Origin of the sequence: Frigoriflavimonas asaccharolytica, assembly GCF_013294015.1 — a bacterium.
GTDB lineage: Bacteria > Bacteroidota > Bacteroidia > Flavobacteriales > Weeksellaceae > Frigoriflavimonas > Frigoriflavimonas asaccharolytica.
Window position 1 is genome coordinate 138,409 of sequence record NZ_JABSNO010000006.1, and the last position, 18,014, is coordinate 156,422.

The 18,014-nt window shown below is 33.3% G+C and carries 19 protein-coding genes; 9 read left to right on the plus strand and 10 right to left on the minus strand.

Annotated elements, in window-relative coordinates:
- The first annotated feature begins 4 nt into the window (after positions 1 to 4).
- Entirely contained in the window at positions 5 to 1,633 is a 1,629-nt protein-coding gene (locus tag HNQ03_RS05760) for an aryl-sulfate sulfotransferase (protein WP_173778717.1), read from the plus strand.
- A gap of 242 nt (positions 1,634 to 1,875) precedes the next feature.
- Here the strand turns inward: HNQ03_RS05760 and HNQ03_RS05765 are convergent, their stop codons facing one another.
- Positions 1,876 to 2,874, minus strand: coding sequence for a YhdH/YhfP family quinone oxidoreductase (locus HNQ03_RS05765; RefSeq protein WP_173778718.1), 999 nt, complete (start codon positions 2,872 to 2,874; stop codon positions 1,876 to 1,878).
- Between the two features lie 140 nt (positions 2,875 to 3,014).
- Between HNQ03_RS05765 and HNQ03_RS05770 the strand changes: the two genes are divergently transcribed.
- From HNQ03_RS05770 to HNQ03_RS05795, 6 genes are all read left to right on the plus strand, one after another.
- A complete protein-coding gene (locus tag HNQ03_RS05770; RefSeq protein WP_173778719.1) occupies positions 3,015 to 3,329 on the plus strand; it encodes a winged helix-turn-helix transcriptional regulator in 315 nt (104 codons plus the stop codon).
- Between the two features lie 48 nt (positions 3,330 to 3,377).
- Positions 3,378 to 4,244 (plus strand): AraC family transcriptional regulator, encoded by an 867-nt coding sequence (locus HNQ03_RS05775; RefSeq protein ID WP_173778720.1) that lies wholly within the window; start codon positions 3,378 to 3,380, stop codon positions 4,242 to 4,244.
- Positions 4,245 to 4,333: 89 nt separating this feature from the next.
- Positions 4,334 to 4,537 (plus strand): hypothetical protein, encoded by a 204-nt coding sequence (locus tag HNQ03_RS05780; protein ID WP_173778721.1) that lies wholly within the window; start codon positions 4,334 to 4,336, stop codon positions 4,535 to 4,537.
- A gap of 7 nt (positions 4,538 to 4,544) precedes the next feature.
- Positions 4,545 to 4,922, plus strand: a complete 378-nt coding sequence (locus HNQ03_RS05785) for a nuclear transport factor 2 family protein (RefSeq protein WP_173778722.1) — start codon at positions 4,545 to 4,547, stop codon at positions 4,920 to 4,922.
- Positions 4,923 to 4,932: 10 nt separating this feature from the next.
- The gene (locus HNQ03_RS05790) at positions 4,933 to 5,514 is read left to right on the plus strand and encodes a ferric reductase-like transmembrane domain-containing protein (RefSeq protein ID WP_173778723.1); all 582 of its coding nucleotides are present in this window, start codon (positions 4,933 to 4,935) and stop codon (positions 5,512 to 5,514) included.
- Between the two features lie 58 nt (positions 5,515 to 5,572).
- Positions 5,573 to 6,424: an SDR family oxidoreductase gene (locus HNQ03_RS05795; RefSeq protein ID WP_173778724.1), complete on the plus strand. Its 852-nt coding sequence runs from the start codon at positions 5,573 to 5,575 to the stop codon at positions 6,422 to 6,424.
- A 75-nt stretch (positions 6,425 to 6,499) separates the two neighbouring features.
- On the opposite strand, the gene HNQ03_RS05800 is transcribed toward HNQ03_RS05795, so the two are convergent.
- The 5 genes from HNQ03_RS05800 to HNQ03_RS05820 all read right to left on the minus strand — a co-directional run bounded on the left by HNQ03_RS05800 (position 6,500) and on the right by HNQ03_RS05820 (position 12,430).
- Positions 6,500 to 7,015: a cupin domain-containing protein gene (locus tag HNQ03_RS05800; protein ID WP_173778725.1), complete on the minus strand. Its 516-nt coding sequence runs from the start codon at positions 7,013 to 7,015 to the stop codon at positions 6,500 to 6,502.
- Positions 7,012 to 7,575, minus strand: coding sequence for a glycerate kinase (locus tag HNQ03_RS05805; RefSeq protein ID WP_173778726.1), 564 nt, complete (start codon positions 7,573 to 7,575; stop codon positions 7,012 to 7,014). The genes HNQ03_RS05800 and HNQ03_RS05805 overlap by 4 nt, the downstream gene beginning before the upstream one ends.
- Positions 7,502 to 8,428, minus strand: a complete 927-nt coding sequence (locus HNQ03_RS05810; protein WP_173778727.1) for a sodium:solute symporter family transporter — start codon at positions 8,426 to 8,428, stop codon at positions 7,502 to 7,504. The genes HNQ03_RS05805 and HNQ03_RS05810 overlap by 74 nt, the downstream gene beginning before the upstream one ends.
- A gap of 19 nt (positions 8,429 to 8,447) precedes the next feature.
- The gene (locus tag HNQ03_RS05815; RefSeq protein WP_173778728.1) at positions 8,448 to 9,758 is read right to left on the minus strand and encodes an amylo-alpha-1,6-glucosidase; all 1,311 of its coding nucleotides are present in this window, start codon (positions 9,756 to 9,758) and stop codon (positions 8,448 to 8,450) included.
- 62 nt (positions 9,759 to 9,820) lie between these two features.
- A complete protein-coding gene (locus tag HNQ03_RS05820) occupies positions 9,821 to 12,430 on the minus strand; it encodes a TonB-dependent receptor (protein ID WP_173778729.1) in 2,610 nt (869 codons plus the stop codon).
- Between the two features lie 214 nt (positions 12,431 to 12,644).
- Between HNQ03_RS05820 and HNQ03_RS05825 the strand changes: the two genes are divergently transcribed.
- Positions 12,645 to 13,661: a LacI family DNA-binding transcriptional regulator gene (locus HNQ03_RS05825; protein WP_382404993.1), complete on the plus strand. Its 1,017-nt coding sequence runs from the start codon at positions 12,645 to 12,647 to the stop codon at positions 13,659 to 13,661.
- A 124-nt stretch (positions 13,662 to 13,785) separates the two neighbouring features.
- Here the strand turns inward: HNQ03_RS05825 and HNQ03_RS05830 are convergent, their stop codons facing one another.
- The 4 genes from HNQ03_RS05830 to HNQ03_RS05845 are packed head-to-tail and all read right to left on the minus strand — an operon-like array spanning position 13,786 to position 17,155.
- Positions 13,786 to 14,262, minus strand: a complete 477-nt coding sequence (locus HNQ03_RS05830) for a hypothetical protein (RefSeq protein ID WP_173778731.1) — start codon at positions 14,260 to 14,262, stop codon at positions 13,786 to 13,788.
- A 28-nt stretch (positions 14,263 to 14,290) separates the two neighbouring features.
- Positions 14,291 to 15,103, minus strand: a complete 813-nt coding sequence (locus HNQ03_RS05835) for an SDR family oxidoreductase (RefSeq protein ID WP_173778732.1) — start codon at positions 15,101 to 15,103, stop codon at positions 14,291 to 14,293.
- 23 nt (positions 15,104 to 15,126) lie between these two features.
- A complete protein-coding gene (locus tag HNQ03_RS05840; protein ID WP_173778733.1) occupies positions 15,127 to 16,041 on the minus strand; it encodes a helix-turn-helix domain-containing protein in 915 nt (304 codons plus the stop codon).
- Between the two features lie 10 nt (positions 16,042 to 16,051).
- Positions 16,052 to 17,155: an MBL fold metallo-hydrolase gene (locus HNQ03_RS05845; protein WP_173778734.1), complete on the minus strand. Its 1,104-nt coding sequence runs from the start codon at positions 17,153 to 17,155 to the stop codon at positions 16,052 to 16,054.
- Positions 17,156 to 17,412: 257 nt separating this feature from the next.
- Here HNQ03_RS05845 and HNQ03_RS05850 point away from each other — a divergent pair, with 257 nt between their 5' ends.
- Positions 17,413 to 17,976 (plus strand): Crp/Fnr family transcriptional regulator, encoded by a 564-nt coding sequence (locus tag HNQ03_RS05850; protein WP_173778735.1) that lies wholly within the window; start codon positions 17,413 to 17,415, stop codon positions 17,974 to 17,976.
- The last annotated feature ends 38 nt before the right edge of the window (positions 17,977 to 18,014 follow it).

The window sequence follows — 18,014 nt, forward strand, 5'->3', positions numbered from 1 at the left end:
ATTTATGAAATATTTATTTTTTTTATTATTTGTTAATGTATGTAATGCTCAAACGGTAGGATTGATACAAAAAGATGCAGGAAGTTTGGATGATGGATATGTATTGTTTTCACCAATATCTAGCACCACAAGTTATTTAATAGATAAGTGTGGAAGACAAATAAATACTTGGCAAAGTGCTAATAGACCTGCATTATCTGCATATTTATTACAAGATGGAACATTGCTAAGATCTGGAAATAGCAACAACACTACTTTCACAGCAGGAGGAAAGGGTGGAATTATTCAAAAAATAGATTGGAACGGGAATGTAACTTGGAATTATACCATTTCTAGCGCATTAGAATGTCAGCATCATGATGTAAGAGCTCTACCAAATGGAAATATTTTAGCCATAGTTTGGGAATCTAAAACAAATACAGAAGCCATTTCGCAAGGCCGAAATCCTTCATTGATTCCAGCAACAATCTGGAGTGAAAAAATAATTGAAATACAACAAACAGGACCTACAACAGGAAACATTGTTTGGGAATGGCACGTTTGGGATCATTTAATTCAAGATTTTGATACTACTAAACCTAATTTTGGAACCATAAGCAGCAATCCACAATTATTAAATTTGAATTTTGGAGCAAGTGCGACAAATCAGGATTGGATCCATTTAAATTCAATTGATTATAATGAAGAATTGAATCAAATTCTCGTAAGTGCTCATGAATTTGATGAGGTTTGGATTATCGATCACAGCACGACTACAGCGCAAGCAGCATCACATTCTGGTGGAAATTCTGGAAAAGGTGGAGATGTATTGTACAGATGGGGCAATCCTAGAGCATACAATAATGGAACTGTGGCCAATCAAAAATTATTTGGTCAGCATGATGCTGGTTGGATAAAAGCGGGAAATCCTTTTGCCAATCAAATTATGATATTTAATAATGGAAATGGCAGAACTGGCGGCAATTATTCTACGGTAGAAATCATAAATCCGCCTGTAAATGGTGCCAATTATACAGCAACTTTACCTTATTTACCAACTTCTAATTCTTATATTTATAATGCTGGAAATGCTCACAATCTGTACTCGCAAAATATTTCTGGTGCGCAACAATTATCAAATGGAAATGTATTAATTTCTGATGGTCCTGCAGGAAATTTCTTCGAAGTAAATACGAGTGGCAATACAATCTGGAAATATGTGAATCCCGTATCCAACGCAGGAATCACCACTCAAGGTGCAATACCAAGCTTGAATTCTGTTTTCAAAAGTACTTTCTATCCTTCCAGTTACAGCGGTTTTGCTGGTAAAATATTGTCTACTGGTACTATAATTGAAAATCAAAATACGCTTTCTGCAAATTGTAATTTGACCTTAAACGTTGAGCCTACAATTTTTTTAGAAAATATCTCAATTTATCCAAATCCTGCCTCAGATTTTATAAAAGTAAAATTAAACAGTTTTGAAAGTGCTAGTATTGAAATATACAATGTTGCTGGTCAGAAAATGTATGCTTATATTATTTCTTCACGAGAAATAGATATTTCAACAAAGGATTTTCCAAATGGAGTTTATTTCTTGAAATTTATTAATAAAAAAGGGATAACGAATTTTAAATTAATTATAAAACATTAAACTAAATTTTAATTTTATAGAGCAAATATCTGCTAATTTTGAATTTTTGAAAGAAATTTAGCCTAAAAAAAACCTTCACAAATTTGTGAAGGTTTTTTTTGAGGAATATATTTTTAGGTTGGCCCAAAAAATATTTGTTTCAATAAATTTCAGTATTAAAAGTAAATTTTTTAAAATAATTAGTAACTAATTTAAAAACTTTCGTTACTTTTTTTAAACGGATACCAAATTTTCGGTGTGTTTTAATGAAGTAAATTTACTATTGTTCTACCTTTCAATTGACCTTTAAGCATCAGTTGAATTTTTTCATCTAATTCGTCTAAGGTTATTTCTGTAACGGTATCTGCTAATGTTTGAGTTTTCCATTCTTTGGCTAATTTTGCCCAAACTTTTTCTCTATATTTCATTGGATAATTTTGGGAATCTATACCTATCAAAGAAACTCCTCTTAAAATGAAAGGAAATACCGTTAAATCTAATTTTGGAGAGGCCACGTTTCCACAGCAAGTTACAGCTCCCATTGGAAAAGTAGATTTGATGATATTTTCTAAGATTACACCACCTACAGTATCTATTCCACCAGCGTAAAGTGGTTTTAGAAGTGGTTTTTGATCCATCTTTTCAAAATCTTCTCGCATTATTACTTCATCTGCTCCAATATTTTTCAGAAATTCTATTTCGCTTTCTTTACCAGTGATAGCTACAGTTTTGTAGCCTAATTGATGTAAAATCCCAAGACTCACAGAACCTACACCTCCAGAAGCTCCAGAAACAACGATGGGTCCATCTTCTGGCTGCACGTTTTCGCTTAATCTCAAAACAGACATTCCGGCTGTAAATCCAGCAGTACCAAAGATCATCGCCTCTTTCATAGAAAGATTTTGTGGTAGTTTTACGGCCCAATCTGCGGGAACTTTCACGTATTCTGCAAAACCTCCATCGGTATTCATTCCCAAATCATAACTGGTTACAATTACTTCGTCAGAAATATTAAATTTAGAAGATTTTGAGGAAACAATGGTTCCAACTGCATCAATACCAGGAGTATGTGGGAAATTCCTTGTAACGCCTTTATTTCCTGTTGCAGACAAAGCATCTTTGTAGTTTAAAGAACTGTAGCTTACTTTGATGAGCAATTCGCCTTCAGATAATTCTGGAAAATCCAGCTCTTTAATTGTAGAAATATAGTTGCCTTCGTTTTCTTCCACTCGGAAAGCTTTGTAGGTAGATTGCGTATTCATAGTGTATATTTTAATTGAATTACTTAAATTTACTTCAAATTTAGATGAAAATATACTGCTGTACAAGAGCTTACAATTTGTGCACCTACGAACATTTTGTACCGCTTCGTCTCTTTATAAAACTTTAAAGGATAAAAAAAATGAAAAAAAGTTATTGCCCAATAGATACCTTTATAAATACAATCAAAGGAAAAAGAAAGGGAACTATTATTTTGCATCTTTTTCAGGGGGATAAAAGATACCATGAATTGGTGAAATTATTGCCCGATATTAGTGAGCGAATGGTTACCAAACAGCTTAAAGAATTAGAGCTTGATGGCTTAATCAATAGAACGGTTTTTCCAGAAGTTCCGCCAAGAGTGGAATATAGTTTAACAAAATTAGGCAGCGAAATTCATCCCGTTTTGAAGGGAATGTACAAAGGAGGTTTGCTTTTTGAAGGCGAGCTCATTTGATTGCTTATTTTTATTTCATAGCTTAATGAACCTGCTGAAAATAATGATTTGAAAAAAATACCAAACATCGCATTTGAAAGCTCTGAAAACACTCAATCTTTTGAACTTTTAGATTTAGCAAAGCTATTTGCAAGATTACCAACCATAGTAGATCACAATCCAACGCAGCCGCATAGGGTTTCGTTTTTTGCTTTGCTTATCGTTACAAAAGGAACTGGAATTCATCAAGTAGATTTAATAGACTATCAATTAAAAGCTGGAACAGTGCTGAAAATTGCAAAAGGACAAGTGCATGCTTTTCAAAAAAATGCAGAATATGAAGGGTTTTTACTGCTCTTTACCGAAGATTTTATACTCAATCATTTTTCGCAATCTTCCATCAATATTATTTCTCATCTGTATAATTACCATATCACTTCACCTATTTTTAATGAAGAAAATGAAAACTCAATCTTTATCAATCAACTTCTTTCTGAATTAAAAAATGAAAACACGTATGCCAGAGAAAATATAATTGCGGCATTGTTGAATTTATATTTACTGAAGTTAGAACGTCAATCGAATGGAGCTAAATTGGAAAATTCAAATCCAAAACATCATACTGTTTTTATTCAATTTAAAAATTTGGTAGAAGCTAAATACGCCGAAACTCGAAATGTAAAAGATTATGCTGATGCGATGTTTGTGTCTACAAAATATTTAAATCAAGTTGTAAAAGAATTTACCATTAATACGGCAAAGACTTTCATAGACGATTATGTAACCTTAGAAATCAAAAGAGCTACTGTTACCACCAACAAAAGTTTTAAAGAAATTGCCTTTGAAACTGGTTTTGATGAAGTGACTAATTTTACTAAATTTTTTAAAAAAAACGTGCATCTTTCGCCGAAAGAATTTAGAGAACAAAAAACGTAATTTTTTTCAGTTTTCCCATATTTACCATTTTTATCTGAAGATTAACCTTTTAAGTTTCTACCTTAATTCGCAACTTTGTACCTTATAAAATGAATGTTTTGAGTCAAGTAGCCAATTGCCCAACTTGTGGTGGGAGTTCAAAAATAAAAGAAATCAACGGAGAAACTACTTATCAAGCTATTCAAAATGATGAATTGCTTAAAAAAGTAGGACAGTTAAAGAATGCGATGGAAAAATTTAAAACCAAAGCAGAAGCTTTAGAACAAGAATTAGAAGCATTAAAAACTAAATAATGAGCTTATGAATTTAGAAGAAAATAAAAAAAATGCAATCGCTTTTTACAAAATGGCGTACGAAGGTAATCCCACAAAAGCAGTAGCATTATATGTTGGCGAAGAATACATTCAGCACAATCCTATGGTTGGAAACGGACCACAAGCTTTTATAGATTATTTTGATAGAATGCAAGAAGAATTTCCTGTAAAAACCATCAATTTTGTGCGTGCCATTTCTGAAGGTGATTTGGTGGCTTTGCACACGCATCAAGTTTGGCCAGATAATGATGAATATATTACCATGGATTTTTTTAGATTTTCAGAAGATGGAAAAATAGTAGAACATTGGGATAGCATACAGCAGATTCCGAAAGAGGCTTTGAATAGCAACAAAATGTACTAACTATAAGATAATGAACTATTTGAAAATAAATTACGGTTGGATGATTGTGGCAATATTAGCCATTTTGCCAATGTTTATATTGCTAAATATGCTCAATTTCGATTTTTCTAATGGATTTGCTGTCACATTAATCGAAGGAAAAGGAGAGGAGGGCAAAACTACTTTAGAAATGCTGTATCATATTTCGGGTGAATTTGCTATTCGCTGGATGACAGCAGTTTTAACGCTAACACCAGTCTTTATTATTTTTGGAGTTACCAAACTTTACGTTCGCCAAGCAATGGGAATTGCGACTGCAGTTTGGAGTTTCCTTCATTTTATTCTATTTTTAGCTTTTGACGGGTTTTTAGAAACCTTTACTCAAGTAAATTATGTAGCAGGTTTTATCGCTATTTTGCTATTGATTCCATTGTTTTTTACATCGAATAGAAAATCAATGAACGCACTAAAAAAGAATTGGAAAAAGTTGCAAAGTTTAGTTTATATCATCGTATTATTAAGTCTTTTGCACATCGTTCTGTTAGATAAAACATGGTTGATTTATGCCATCATTGTCGGACTTGGTTTTATCATTAGAATACCAATTGTATAAAATAAATTCATCAGCATTCGTAAAAAAAGAAGTGCCTTAAAAATTAATTAATTGTAAAATGAAAATAGCAGTAACCTCAGCAAGTGGTCAATTAGGATCTTCAATTGTAAAGCATTTAATAGCCGAAATTGGAGCAAAAAATGTAATTGGTATTGCACGAACGCCAGAAAAAGCAGCTCATTTGGGTGTTGAAATTCGAAAAGGAGATTATAACAATCCTCAAGAATTAGAACTTGCCTTGAAAGGAATTGATGCCGTATTATTGGTTTCTGGAATGGATGAACCTCAAAAGCGAATTCAACAACACCGCAACGTAATTGAAGCAGCCAAATTAAATGGTGTTAAAAAAATAGTGTACACAAGTATCGTTGGAGCAGAAGAAAACAACGCTTTTAGTCCGATTGTGCAAACGAATAGACAAACTGAAGAAGATATAAAAGTTTCAGGATTAGAATGGGTGATTGGCAGAAACGGAATTTACATCGAACCCGATTTAGAATATATAGATACTTATCTTAAGGAAGGTGAAGTTAGAAATTGTGCTGCTGATGGAAAATGTACGTACACTAGTAGAGAAGAATTAGGTTTTGCTTACGCCAAAATGCTTGTAGAAGAAAAACATAACGGAAATACCTATAATCTAGTTGGAAATGCGATTACGCAAACGGAACTTGTAAGTTTCATCAACCAAGAATTTAATACAAATCTTGTTTTTAATTCTGTTTCCGTTGAATCTTATTTAGCAGAGCGAAAAGCAGCATTAGGCGATTTTATAGGAACCGTAATTGCAGGCATTTATGCAGGCATTAAAAACGGTGCAAATGATGTGCCTTCAGATTTTGAAAAAGCTGCAGGAAGACCGCATATTTCTACACTTGCAATGATGGAAAATTTTAAAAAGAAAATGTAGTTCAAAAAAAAATCTATAAAAAAACCCGCATTGATCAACAATAGCGGGTTTATTATTTTTTACTGTAAAGCTCGTTTATCTGCCGAAATCGTCTTGTAATCGAACAATATCTTCTTCATCAGAAGGATTTTCTGCATCGGTGTGTTGCCAAATTTCGGCTACAATTCCCCAAGAATCCAAACCTACCAAACGATGTCTTTCACCTTTGTCCATTTGTATAAATGCACCAGAAACTAATTCTTGAAGTTTGCCTTCTTCATCGGTTAAGCTGGTTTTTACGCCTACTTTTCCACCAATTACTTTCCAAATTTCAGATCTTCTAAAATGGTATTGCCAAGATAATCTCTTATTTGGTTCTACTATCAGAATTTTAGGGCTTAATTTGTTGGTAATTTGAATATCATTCATCTCAAGATTCGGAAAAAAAAGTTTTGCAAAATCTGCAGCTTGGCTTTCATCAATTACAAAAAAACCTCCCCATGGTCTTGTGGTATCTTGCTTTTCTATTTTAAAATTTTTCTCTTTCAAAAAATTTGTAATGCTAGCAAAAACTTCTGTTTTGCTGGCGTTTGGTAAATTTATATCAATCATTTAATACCAATTGTTTTATTTAATTTTATTATTTCGTAGCTTATTTCAGTTAAATATTCAGCCGCATTTTGCATCGCATTTTCTACCGTGACTCCCAACTGCATAATCGACTGAATATTTTCTGGATTCAAATTATCAATTATTAAATCTAAATCTTTTACAACACCACAAACTATCGAAAAAGGAATATTATTTTGATGCGCTCTTTCGCTTACCCCTTTTATCACTTTTCCTTCTATGGTTTGCTTGTCAACGCTGCCTTCTCCGGTTATTATTAAATCAAAATTATTTTTAATTAAAGCATCAAAACCTGTTTGCTCCATCACAAAATCAATTCCAGATTGCATTTTGGCATTCAAAAAACAAACTGCACCAGCTCCCATTCCTCCTGCAGCACCTGCACCAAGTAGATTGGCAACATTTTTATTTAGATATAGTTCTACTTTTTTGCTAAAGTTTTTTAAACCTAAATCCAGTTGTTCAATTTCATGTACAGAAGCACCTTTTTGAGCGGCGTAAACATGTGCGGCTCCATTGCTGCCAAATAAAGGGTTTTTCACATCGCAAACTACCGTAAAATCTACATCTTTCAGATTTGGTTAATAGTATTTTCTTGGATGCATTTTCGTCTTTTGCAGAGATTAATCTTTGTGCTTGAGTTTGATCGGTTCCATAATAAGACATGTATAGAAACAAACCACCTAAAACCATCGGTAAAAGTCCATAAGTTCCACCATCAAAACCAAGATTAGGCACATCTATTACTTTCAATCGCTCACTATCAAACCCAGAAAAATTCGGATTTGCTTTTAGTAAATCCCAACCATAATAAATACAGATTAACAATCCTCCAAACAAAATTACCATTTGGATGGCATCTCCCCAAACTACGGCTTTCATACCTCCCATATAAGAATACACAATGGTGATTACCGTAATTAAAATAATGGTGTAGTGAAAACTAATATCCAAAACAGATTGTAAAATAATTGCAATGGTGTACACGGCAACTCCAGTAGATAAAGAACGGCTTATTTGGAAAACCATACTCAAAACTATTCGTGTAGAAGTAGAAAATCTTCTTTCCACAAATTCATAAATACTTACAATATTGGCTCTGTATAATGGTGGTACAATTATTAAAATAATACCAATCATCGCTAGTGGAACTGCCAACTCAAAAGTCAGCCATTTCATTCCACCTCCTTGTGCTAAACCAACAAATGCGGGTGCAGATATAAAACTAATGGCAGAAAGTTGGGTAGCCATTGCAGATAAACTCAACGGAAACCAACCCATTTGTTTGCCTCCTAAAAAATAATCTTTCGCATCTTTATTTTCTTTAAAGTAAACACCTAAACCTAAAAAGGCAATCAGGTAAACGATAATTACGATATAATCTATCCAATTCATAATTAATTTTTTTTTTAAATTATTGATTTATTAAATCTAAATACAAAGCGGCACTCCAAGAGAAATTTCCGCCGCCATAACCTTTGTTTTCCGTGTCATAAGCAGATTTCAGAGGATTAAAATATTCATAAAAACCGACTTTTGATAATAATTCTGTACTGTCAGATTTCACTCTTTCTGCAATTTCGTTGTAGCCATAATCTTTTAATCCGAAATACAACATCCAATTGAGGTTGATCCAAACGGGTCCTCTCCAATATTTTTTTGGGTTGAAACGTTCGTTCGTAGGATCAAAAGATGCACATAAATACATATCGTCTCCGCCAAATTTAGTCATCATTGTATTAATGATTGTTGCTGCTTGTTCTTTAGAAGGAATGCCCGCAAATAATGGCGAAAATGAAGAAGAACTCACAAAACGAATCGGCTTTTCATTTCTTAAATCATAGTGAATGTAAGCACCTAATTCTGCATCGTATAATTTTTTATTAAAAGATGCTTTGCTTTTTGCTTGCCATTGTTCCAATTGTGCAATTTTATCTTCGTTTCCACCGATGATTTTGTATAAATTAATCATTGCTTCATTCGATTTAATCAACATTGCATTAAACAGCGGATCTTGAACCAAAAACGGGGAAAGTTCAGCAATTTTTTGGTCATCATAATTATGTTCTTTAGCGATATCTATGATGTGCAAATAATGGTCGTATTCTCTATTAGAAGGTCGTTCCGAAGGATCAATAAGCTTGGTGTCTTTTCGTACGAAGGTATAAGTTGGTGGGTTCATCGTTGCCCAAATATCATCCCAAAGTGGTGAGTTATCTGTTCCAGATTCCCAATTGTGGTAGATGTAAACTAAACCTTCATTTTGAGGATCTCTTTTGGTGTAAAAATAATGATGATTATCGTAAACTTTGTCTATATTTTCTTTAATAAACTGAAGAACATCTGCTTTATCTTCCGCAATTTGATACATTTTTTCTAATGTAAAACCCAAAACGGGTGGTTGCGTCATTCCTGTAGAAGGATAGTTTTTGTTGGATAGAGGATGCAATTCTGATTGATGAAAATCTGGACCAGGGAAATAAGTATCACTATTTACATGAAAAACAATGTGCGGTATAAAACCATTTTCCCATTGTGCATCCAGAAGAGTTTTCATTTCTGTTTTAGCTTTTTCCATATCATAATGGGCAAAACCGAGGGCTATAAACCCAGAATCCCATTTCCATTGGAAGGGATACAAACCTTTGCAAGGAATAGTATAACCTCCATTTTGAAAATTTTCATTCAATATTTGCCGAGCTTCTTGAGATAAATCAGTGGTCATAAAATGTATTTTTTGGTAAAAAAAATGCTTCTACAAATTGCAGAAGCATTTGTTTTTTTTAATTAGAAAGTTAAAGTTAGATTCATTACTCCAGTTCTAGGAATAATAGGTCTTCCTACGAAAAACTGCTCATCTGTTTGATTATCACCTAATCTTGGAGAACCTTCTGTGATTCCTTCAGAATTTAATAAGTTGAAACCTTGAACACCAATTCGAAGAGATTCTTTTTCAGAACCTACGGTGAAGGTATATCCTACAGATAAATCTACAATTCCAAAACCTTGTAATTCTATTGTATTGGCATCATTGGTAAATTTATCTCCTGCATAGTTGAAATCCAAATTAGCATCAATTTTAGATTTATCATAAGCCAATCCCAATTTTGTCATAAGATTTGGTTGTCTAGCCAATTTGTTTCCTACAAAAGTTGGATTGTTTTCAGATTTAGTCAACTCATGTTTTTGATAAGTAAATGTTCCGTTGAACGCAAAACCATCAATAAATCTATAATTCCAAGTAGTTTCTACACCATAAGATTTAGTGTCTTGTAAATCTACTTTTTCTATAAATGCTCCTGCATTGTTTGGGTCATTTATAAATTGTACGTTTCTTCTATCAGATAAATTTGCAGAGTAAAGTGCTACTGTACCAGATAATTTTCCTTGTCCGTATTTAATACCCGCTTCAGCTTGTATAATTTTTTCTGGGGAATAGGTATTAGGATTTCCTAGACCATCAAATTTCACAGAACGCAATTCTGGGAAGAAATAGCCTTTAGAAAAGTTGGCGTAAGCACTTAAGCTAGAGCTAACTTTGTATAATGCAGCTAGAGAAACAGCATAATCATTGGTAGATACATTTGCACGTTGGTAAGCACCAGTTCCCCAAATTACTTTGTCAATTCCAGCAATACCAGTTGCAGTAGGAGTACCAGCTAAATTGTATTCTTTTGTTTTTTCGTTTTCAATTGTTCCAGAAGCAGTTTCATGACGGAAACCAATATCAAAATTCCATTTGTCTAATTTGATTTGATCTGTTAAGAAAAAAGCCAATTTATTACTGGTAATATTTTTATTAGAATAACCAGTTGCAGTGTTTGTAACACCGTTTACAGTATATCCAGAAAGATTTACCAAACCTGGTCTGTTGTTATATTCGCTCAAGTAACTGGTTGTGATATTCAAATCTCCAGCAGAAGATCTAGACATAAATGAACCAGCAGTAACGGTATGAACTCCCATTTTGTTGGTTATTTTAATTTCAGCTACCAATTCATCCAATGGACGAACTCTATCTACAATTCTATTTTCATATAGAAGTGCATTGGCTGCTAATGCTGCACCATTTATTGTTGTGAAATTACCTGTAGTAATTCCTCTTGCTGCTTTGTATTGTGCTTGTGTTTCTACTGCTTTTGCACCTGCAACACCGCTTCCATCTGTAAAGAAATTAAACTGATGTTTATAGTTAGATTTTCTAACGGTAGCGTCAATTTTTAAATTGTCAGAAAAATCATGAACAAAATTAGTCATGAAATAACCACCTTTTGTAGCAACTCCATCTGCAATATTTGATGTAAAGATTCCGTTTGGTGTAGCATAAGAAATATCAGAAACTGCAGCTGTTTGTAGCGTGTTTATTGTTTGTCCATCATTTCCTACAGGTCTTGTTCTGCTTCCACCAACCAATGGGTAAGGCAAAAAGAATTGTACTTTATCATCTATCATTTGTCCAGAGAATGTAATGGTGCTTTTGTCCATCACTTTCTTAATATTACCACGTATTTGGTAACCTTCTGTAGGTAAACCTGTTTTTATTGGGCCTTCATCATAACGATAGAAACCTGTAAGAGCATAGAATAAATTAGAATCTTTTCCTCCTAATTGTCCACTAGATAAGAAATCTGCTTTGTATCTAGAATTAGTTCCAACTTCCGTTTTCAAAATATTTTTTGGAGTAGCTGAACCCGTTACGCTGGTATAGTTGATAATACCTGCAACAGAACCTGCACCATATAATACAGAAGAACCACCACGAATAAATTCTAAACTTTTCATTCCTATATCCGTTCGGAAATAAACATCATGCGCAGATGAATTTAATCCAAATGTAGATAATACCGGCATTCCATCTATTTGAATAGGGTTAAATTGGAATTGTCCTCCAGAAGGCAAACCTCTTACAAATACATTGGATGCAACTTCACCACCACCATTTTCTGTGGTAATACCAGGTACGCTTCTCAAGATATTCGCTTGGCTACTTGTATTTAGCTTTGTTAATTCTTTTGCGGTAAAAGAAACTACCGAAACTGGGGTCTCTTTTTGTGAACGCTTCACCGAAGTTCCGGTTAATACAATTTCATCCAAGGAAGAAACGTTTTCGTTTATCGAAAAATCTAGACTCACTTCACTGCCTTCTAATTTCACAGTTTTAGTTTGATCTTTGTAACCAACAAGGCTCACTTTGATTTTTTGATTTCCAGTAGCATCAGTAGTGAAGACGTACTGTCCGTTTTCATCTGAAGTAGTACCAACTCCAGAACTTTGAATAACAACACTTGCCTGCGGCACCGGATTGTTCTTTTCATCTGTTACTGTACCTTTTACGGTAGTTTGTGAGTAAGCAAAAGTGCTAATCACCAGTAATAATAATCTGATAAAGTTTTTCATAATTTTTTGATTAGATTTTTATTAAAAAATTTTTGTTTTTATGTATCGGCTAATCTATACTTTAAACCAAATTGCTTTTATCATAAATTAACAAAAAATCGACACAAACGTTTGCGGAAACGTTTGCGGTAATTAATTTTTCAATAACTTTACGATTATATTAGTGAAAATTGAGCAAAAAATGAAGAAAAACAATAATATTACTTTAAAAAAAATGGCAAAAGAGCTAGGTATTTCCATTTCTACAGTTTCTAGAGCTTTAAATGATCATTTTGACATCAGTACAGAAACTAAAGATCGTGTGAAAGCTCACGCTGCAAAAGTAAGATACGTTCCGAATGCATTTGCCAAAGGTTTTAGATCTCATAAAACCAATATAATTGGGGTTGTAATACCTAATATAGAACATAGATTTACGGCTACTTTGCTTAGAGGTATAATTTCTACTGCAGAGCAAAACGGATACAAAGTCATCATCTGTGAATCTATGAATAGTGACGAAAAACAAGTGGAGCAGCTAAAAACAATGATTGAGTTTGGCGTGGATGGCGTTTTATTATCATTAACTAAAAAAACCAAAAACATAGATGAAATTCTAGATTTAACACAGCATGTACCACTAATTTTATTTGATAGAATTTCTAATAAAGTAGCTTGTACTCAAGTAATTATTGATGATGAAGATGCTGCTTTTCAAGCAGTGGAACATTTGATAAACACTGGGAAAAAGAGAATTGCTATCATCAAAGAAACGGATGAATCTAATGTGTCTGAAAGACGCTATCATGGTTATCTAAAAGCATTGCGCCAACATAATATAGAAGTAGATGAAAGCATTATTATGAGTTCAGAAGATCTATCTATAGAAGAAGGACAGCGGCAAACCAAAGTATTATTGAGTTTGCAAAATAGACCCGATGCAATTTTTACCATCATAGATTTGGCTGCAGTTGGTGCAATAAAGGAGCTTAAAAAAAACAAAGTGAAAATTCCGTCAGAAATAGCGGTTGTGGGTTTTAGTAATTCTATATTTTGCACCATTATAAAACCAAATTTATCCAGTATCAATCAACCCGGAAATAGAATTGGAGAGACCGCAGTAAATTATTTAATAGAAGAAATAAAATCTGAAGACCATTTGAATTTTAAAACTATCGAAATAAAAACCAATCTCATTGTGAGAAAATCCTCTTTTAATCCTAAAAAAGCTAGTAAACTACAATCACAATAAGAAAGTATACAAACAATTCCAAATAGCTACTGGAAGACCATATATTTCTACGCTTGAAAAGATGGAAAATTTTAAAAGAAAGAACGGAAATAAGGTTTTTAAATCATTATTAAAGATGAGGTTTCTACACCAATATAAGTTCGGTTAAGTATTTTTTGGTATAGATTTCTCCAAAATTATCTATGGTAATTGCCAAAGCTAAATGTAAAATAAGTGCTGTAAATATTCCGAAAAACAATGACTTCGGACTTATAAAATACATTGCCAAAATAAGTAGGATGATTAAAATTCCATAAATTAGTTTTAGTTTAAAGAATGACATTAAAGCTTTTTCAGTTGTTACAGTTTCTACTTTTATAAATTCTGGAACGCCACTTTTATACATAGTAATTTTAGCATCTATTTTTTGTTGGTATTTAATATAAGTGGGAAACATTACTGCCATTTCTAAAACGCCAAGTACAAGCATTGTTATTGCAAAACTCCTGTGATTTGAGAAAAGTAAGAAAAGCAAACCAACAACCGAAGAAATAATACCAATTATTCCTGCAAATAGGTACAAATTTCGTTCACTATTTAAAAATTCTATTATCGGTTCCATAGGTATTGGTTTGCTTATCATTTTTAATTTATTTACTATAAAAAGTGTGTTCTATTCCTTGTCTAAAAACTTCTTCGCCAACTTCCAATCTCTGTGCATACATCGCTTTTGCATCTGCACCTGCAACATATCGTAGCGTAGATTTTCCGTCAGTTGCAGCTTCATAAACTACTTCTGCAATTTGTTCTGCAGTAGAATAATCTTTGGCTCTTTCTGGATCCATAAAAACCGATAAAACTTTATTCATCTGTTCTTGGTAAGCAGGATGTTGCGTCATCACCAAAGAACGACCCGCAAAATCAGTAGCAATTCCACCAGGTGAAACCGTTTTCACATTAATTCCAAATTCTTTAAGTTCAAAAGCCAAACTTTCGCTAAAGCCTTCTAAAGCCCATTTTGTAGCGTGATAAACCGAATTAAATGGCAAAGTAACCAATCCTCCAATAGAGGTAGTCGTAATAAATGTACCTGCTTTGTTTTCTCTAAAATGAGGTAGAAATTTCTGAATAACGTGCATCACACCCACAAGATTGGTGTTGATTTGATTGCTTATTTGCTCATGAGTTGCACCTTCAAAAGGTCCAGCTAAACCGTAACCAGCATTATTAAAAACCACATCTATTTTTGAAATTTTCAATGCTTTTTCAATGGTGTCATTTATTTGTTGTGCATTGGTAACGTCTAAAGGTAGAAGCGTAACGTTTTCTACATCAGTAAGGTCGGTTTCGTTTTCTGGTTTACGCATGGTTGCAATTACGTTCCAATCGTTTTTAGCAAAAAGTAAAGCCGTTGCTTTTCCTAAACCAGAAGAAGCGCCGGTTATAAAAATTGTTTTTTTCATTTTAAATTAATTTTTAGATGATGTTAATTGATGCTGTGTCTATATTCATTCGGACTCATTGCCGTTTTCTTTTTGAACATTTTACTAAAGTATTGCGGGTATTCAAATCCCAATGCATAAGCAATTTCGCTCGCACTTTCTGTTGTATTGAGCAATTGGTTTTTTGCTTTTTCAATAATGTATTGATGGATGTGATCTTGCGTACTTTGACCGGTTTCTTTTCGCAATAAATCACTTAAATATTTGGGCGACATATTCATGGCTTCACCGCAATATTGCACTGTTGGTATTCCAAATTCAATTTGTTTATTGGCTTTGTAATATTCTTTAATTACTTGCTCAAATTGGCTCACAAAATCCTGATTCAGATTAGTACGAGTGAAAAACTGACGGTCATAAAACCGCACACAATAGTTGAGCAACAATTCTAGGTTTGAAATAATTAAAATTTGACTGTGCGCATCAAGATTGCTATTGAATTCTCGTTCGATTTTCAAGGCGATTTCAGTTACCGTTGTACGTTCTTCGTCGGAAAGATGCAAGGCTTCATTTGATGAATATTCAAAAAAAGAATACTGTCCAATTTTCTTACCTAATTCTGATTTTCGAATTAAATCTGGATGAAACACGATGCTCCAACCAGTATCTTCGCGGTTTACATTTTGTTTCTCGACTTCCAAAACCTGATTTGGCGCCATAAAAACCATCGAACCTTCTTGATAATCATAAGAATTTCTGCCATAATTAGTGATGGTAAAAGGGCAATTGTCTTTTAGGCTAATTTGGTATAATCCTACAGAATATTTGAATTTTTCAATATCTAAATCTTTCAACTCTTTTGCCAATCGAACTACCGAAACCAAGGGATGCTTTGGCTTTTCTAAACCAAAAAAGTCATGCAGTTCTGATATGCTGTTTATGGTGATGATCTCTTTCATTTGAATTAAATTATAAATTTTCCCACCAATTGCTGTAAGATTTTTTTTCTTTTACCAAAATTTCTTGTCCAATTTTTGGCGTAATCACTTCTAGATTGAACTGTTTTGCTTTTGCTTGCACTCGCTTTATCGGGTCTTTCCAATCGTGCATTGCCAATTTGAAACCTCCCCAATGTATCGGCATGATTTTTTTGGCTCGAACATCCATTCCAGCTTGCGCGGTTTCTTCGGGCATCATGTGAATATCCGACCATTTATCGTTGTATTGTCCACATTCCATTAATGCCAAATCAAAAGGACCATATTTATTTCCGATTTCTTTAAAATGTGGTGCGTAACCACTATCTCCACTGAAAAATAAATTTTCTTCTTTAGATTGAATTACCCACGAACTCCACAAAGTGCTCTGACCATTATTTAATTTTCTACCCGAAAAATGCTGTGCAGGTGTACAAGCCAAAGTTAAGGTTTCGAATTTAATTTCTTGCCACCAATCCAATTCTGAAATTTTCGAAGCTGGAATTCCCCAAGCTTTCAAGTGTTCTCCAACTCCAAGAGGTGTATAAAAGTGCTTCGTTTTGTCTTTAATTTTCATTACGGTTTCATAATCTAAATGGTCATAATGATCGTGCGAGAAAATAACAGCATCAATAAAAGGTAGTTTTTCAATAGCAATCGGCATTTCCGAATTAAATCGATCTGCGCCAAGCAAAGGATGAGGTGCGGCAACTTTCCCAAACATCGGGTCTAGCAAAATTGTTTTTCCGTCTATTTGCAACAAAAAAGCCGAATGTCCGAACCAGACCAACCGTGCTTCACCTTTATAATCGGCAACGTCAATGGAATCTATTTTTTGCACTTTCAAATCTTCTTTTGGGCGGCCATTTTCTACTTTGGTAGTGAAAAAATAATAAGCAACATCCAATTTTTCTTTAAAACTAAGCTCTTTCGGAACTGCTTTGGTATTGTTGAATTTTCCGTCTTTATATTGTGCTGAGTTTTGGTAAGTAAGCTGTTTTTCTTTCGAAATATCTGCTCCAAAACTAGGGTAGAAGGTGGTAAATGCCAAATATGCGAGTACCAAAAGGCCAATTATTATAAGTGTTGTTATCATTATTTTTTTTAAAATTCGTTTTAACATTTTGATATTCATTATTAAAGTACAAAATTACAAGAATAAAATTCTGCATCTGTATACAAATTACTTTTCGTTGTATGCAAATTACTGAATTTTAGTATGCTTTTTGATTTTTATACTTTTAGTTTAAACCTATTTGAGGACAACTACATAAGGAGCTGTGAATCTAAACTAAATAAGTACCTTGCAAAAAATTTAGCTTTAAATAAAAAACCTGAATAATACGATTTGTAATGCAAGAATATCTACAAAATTTTAATCTATTTACCAGTCAAGAAATCACCCACTTCTTAGCTCTTTGTGAATACAAAACGATAAAAAAGAATAATTTTTTCTTACAACAAGACGAAATTTGCGACAATCTATCTTATGTGGTGTCGGGAATTTTTCGGTCTTTTTATTATTCGAATGCTGACGACCAAATTACCTATTGTTTTACTTTTCAAAATAGTTTACTAATGGCGTACTCGTCATTTATATCTGGAAACAAATCTCAGGAAAACTTGCAAGCTATTTCCGATTCTGAGATTATTTCGATCCCAAAAAAGAAGTTGGAAGAGTTAGCCAAGTCAAATACCAAATGGTTGGAGTTTTTAAAAATCATTGCAGAAAAAGAGTATGTTGATCTTGAGAGTTGGATTTTCAACCATCAAAAAGATAAGGCACAGCAGCGTTACTTAGATTTATTGAACAAGCAACCCAAATTGATACAAGAAATACCTTTGCAACACATTGCTTCCTATTTAGGAATTACCCAAAGACATCTAAGCCGCATTAGGGCCAATATTACTTATTAGACAAATGTCCTAGTCCTACTCTTTACGTCCTTCATAAA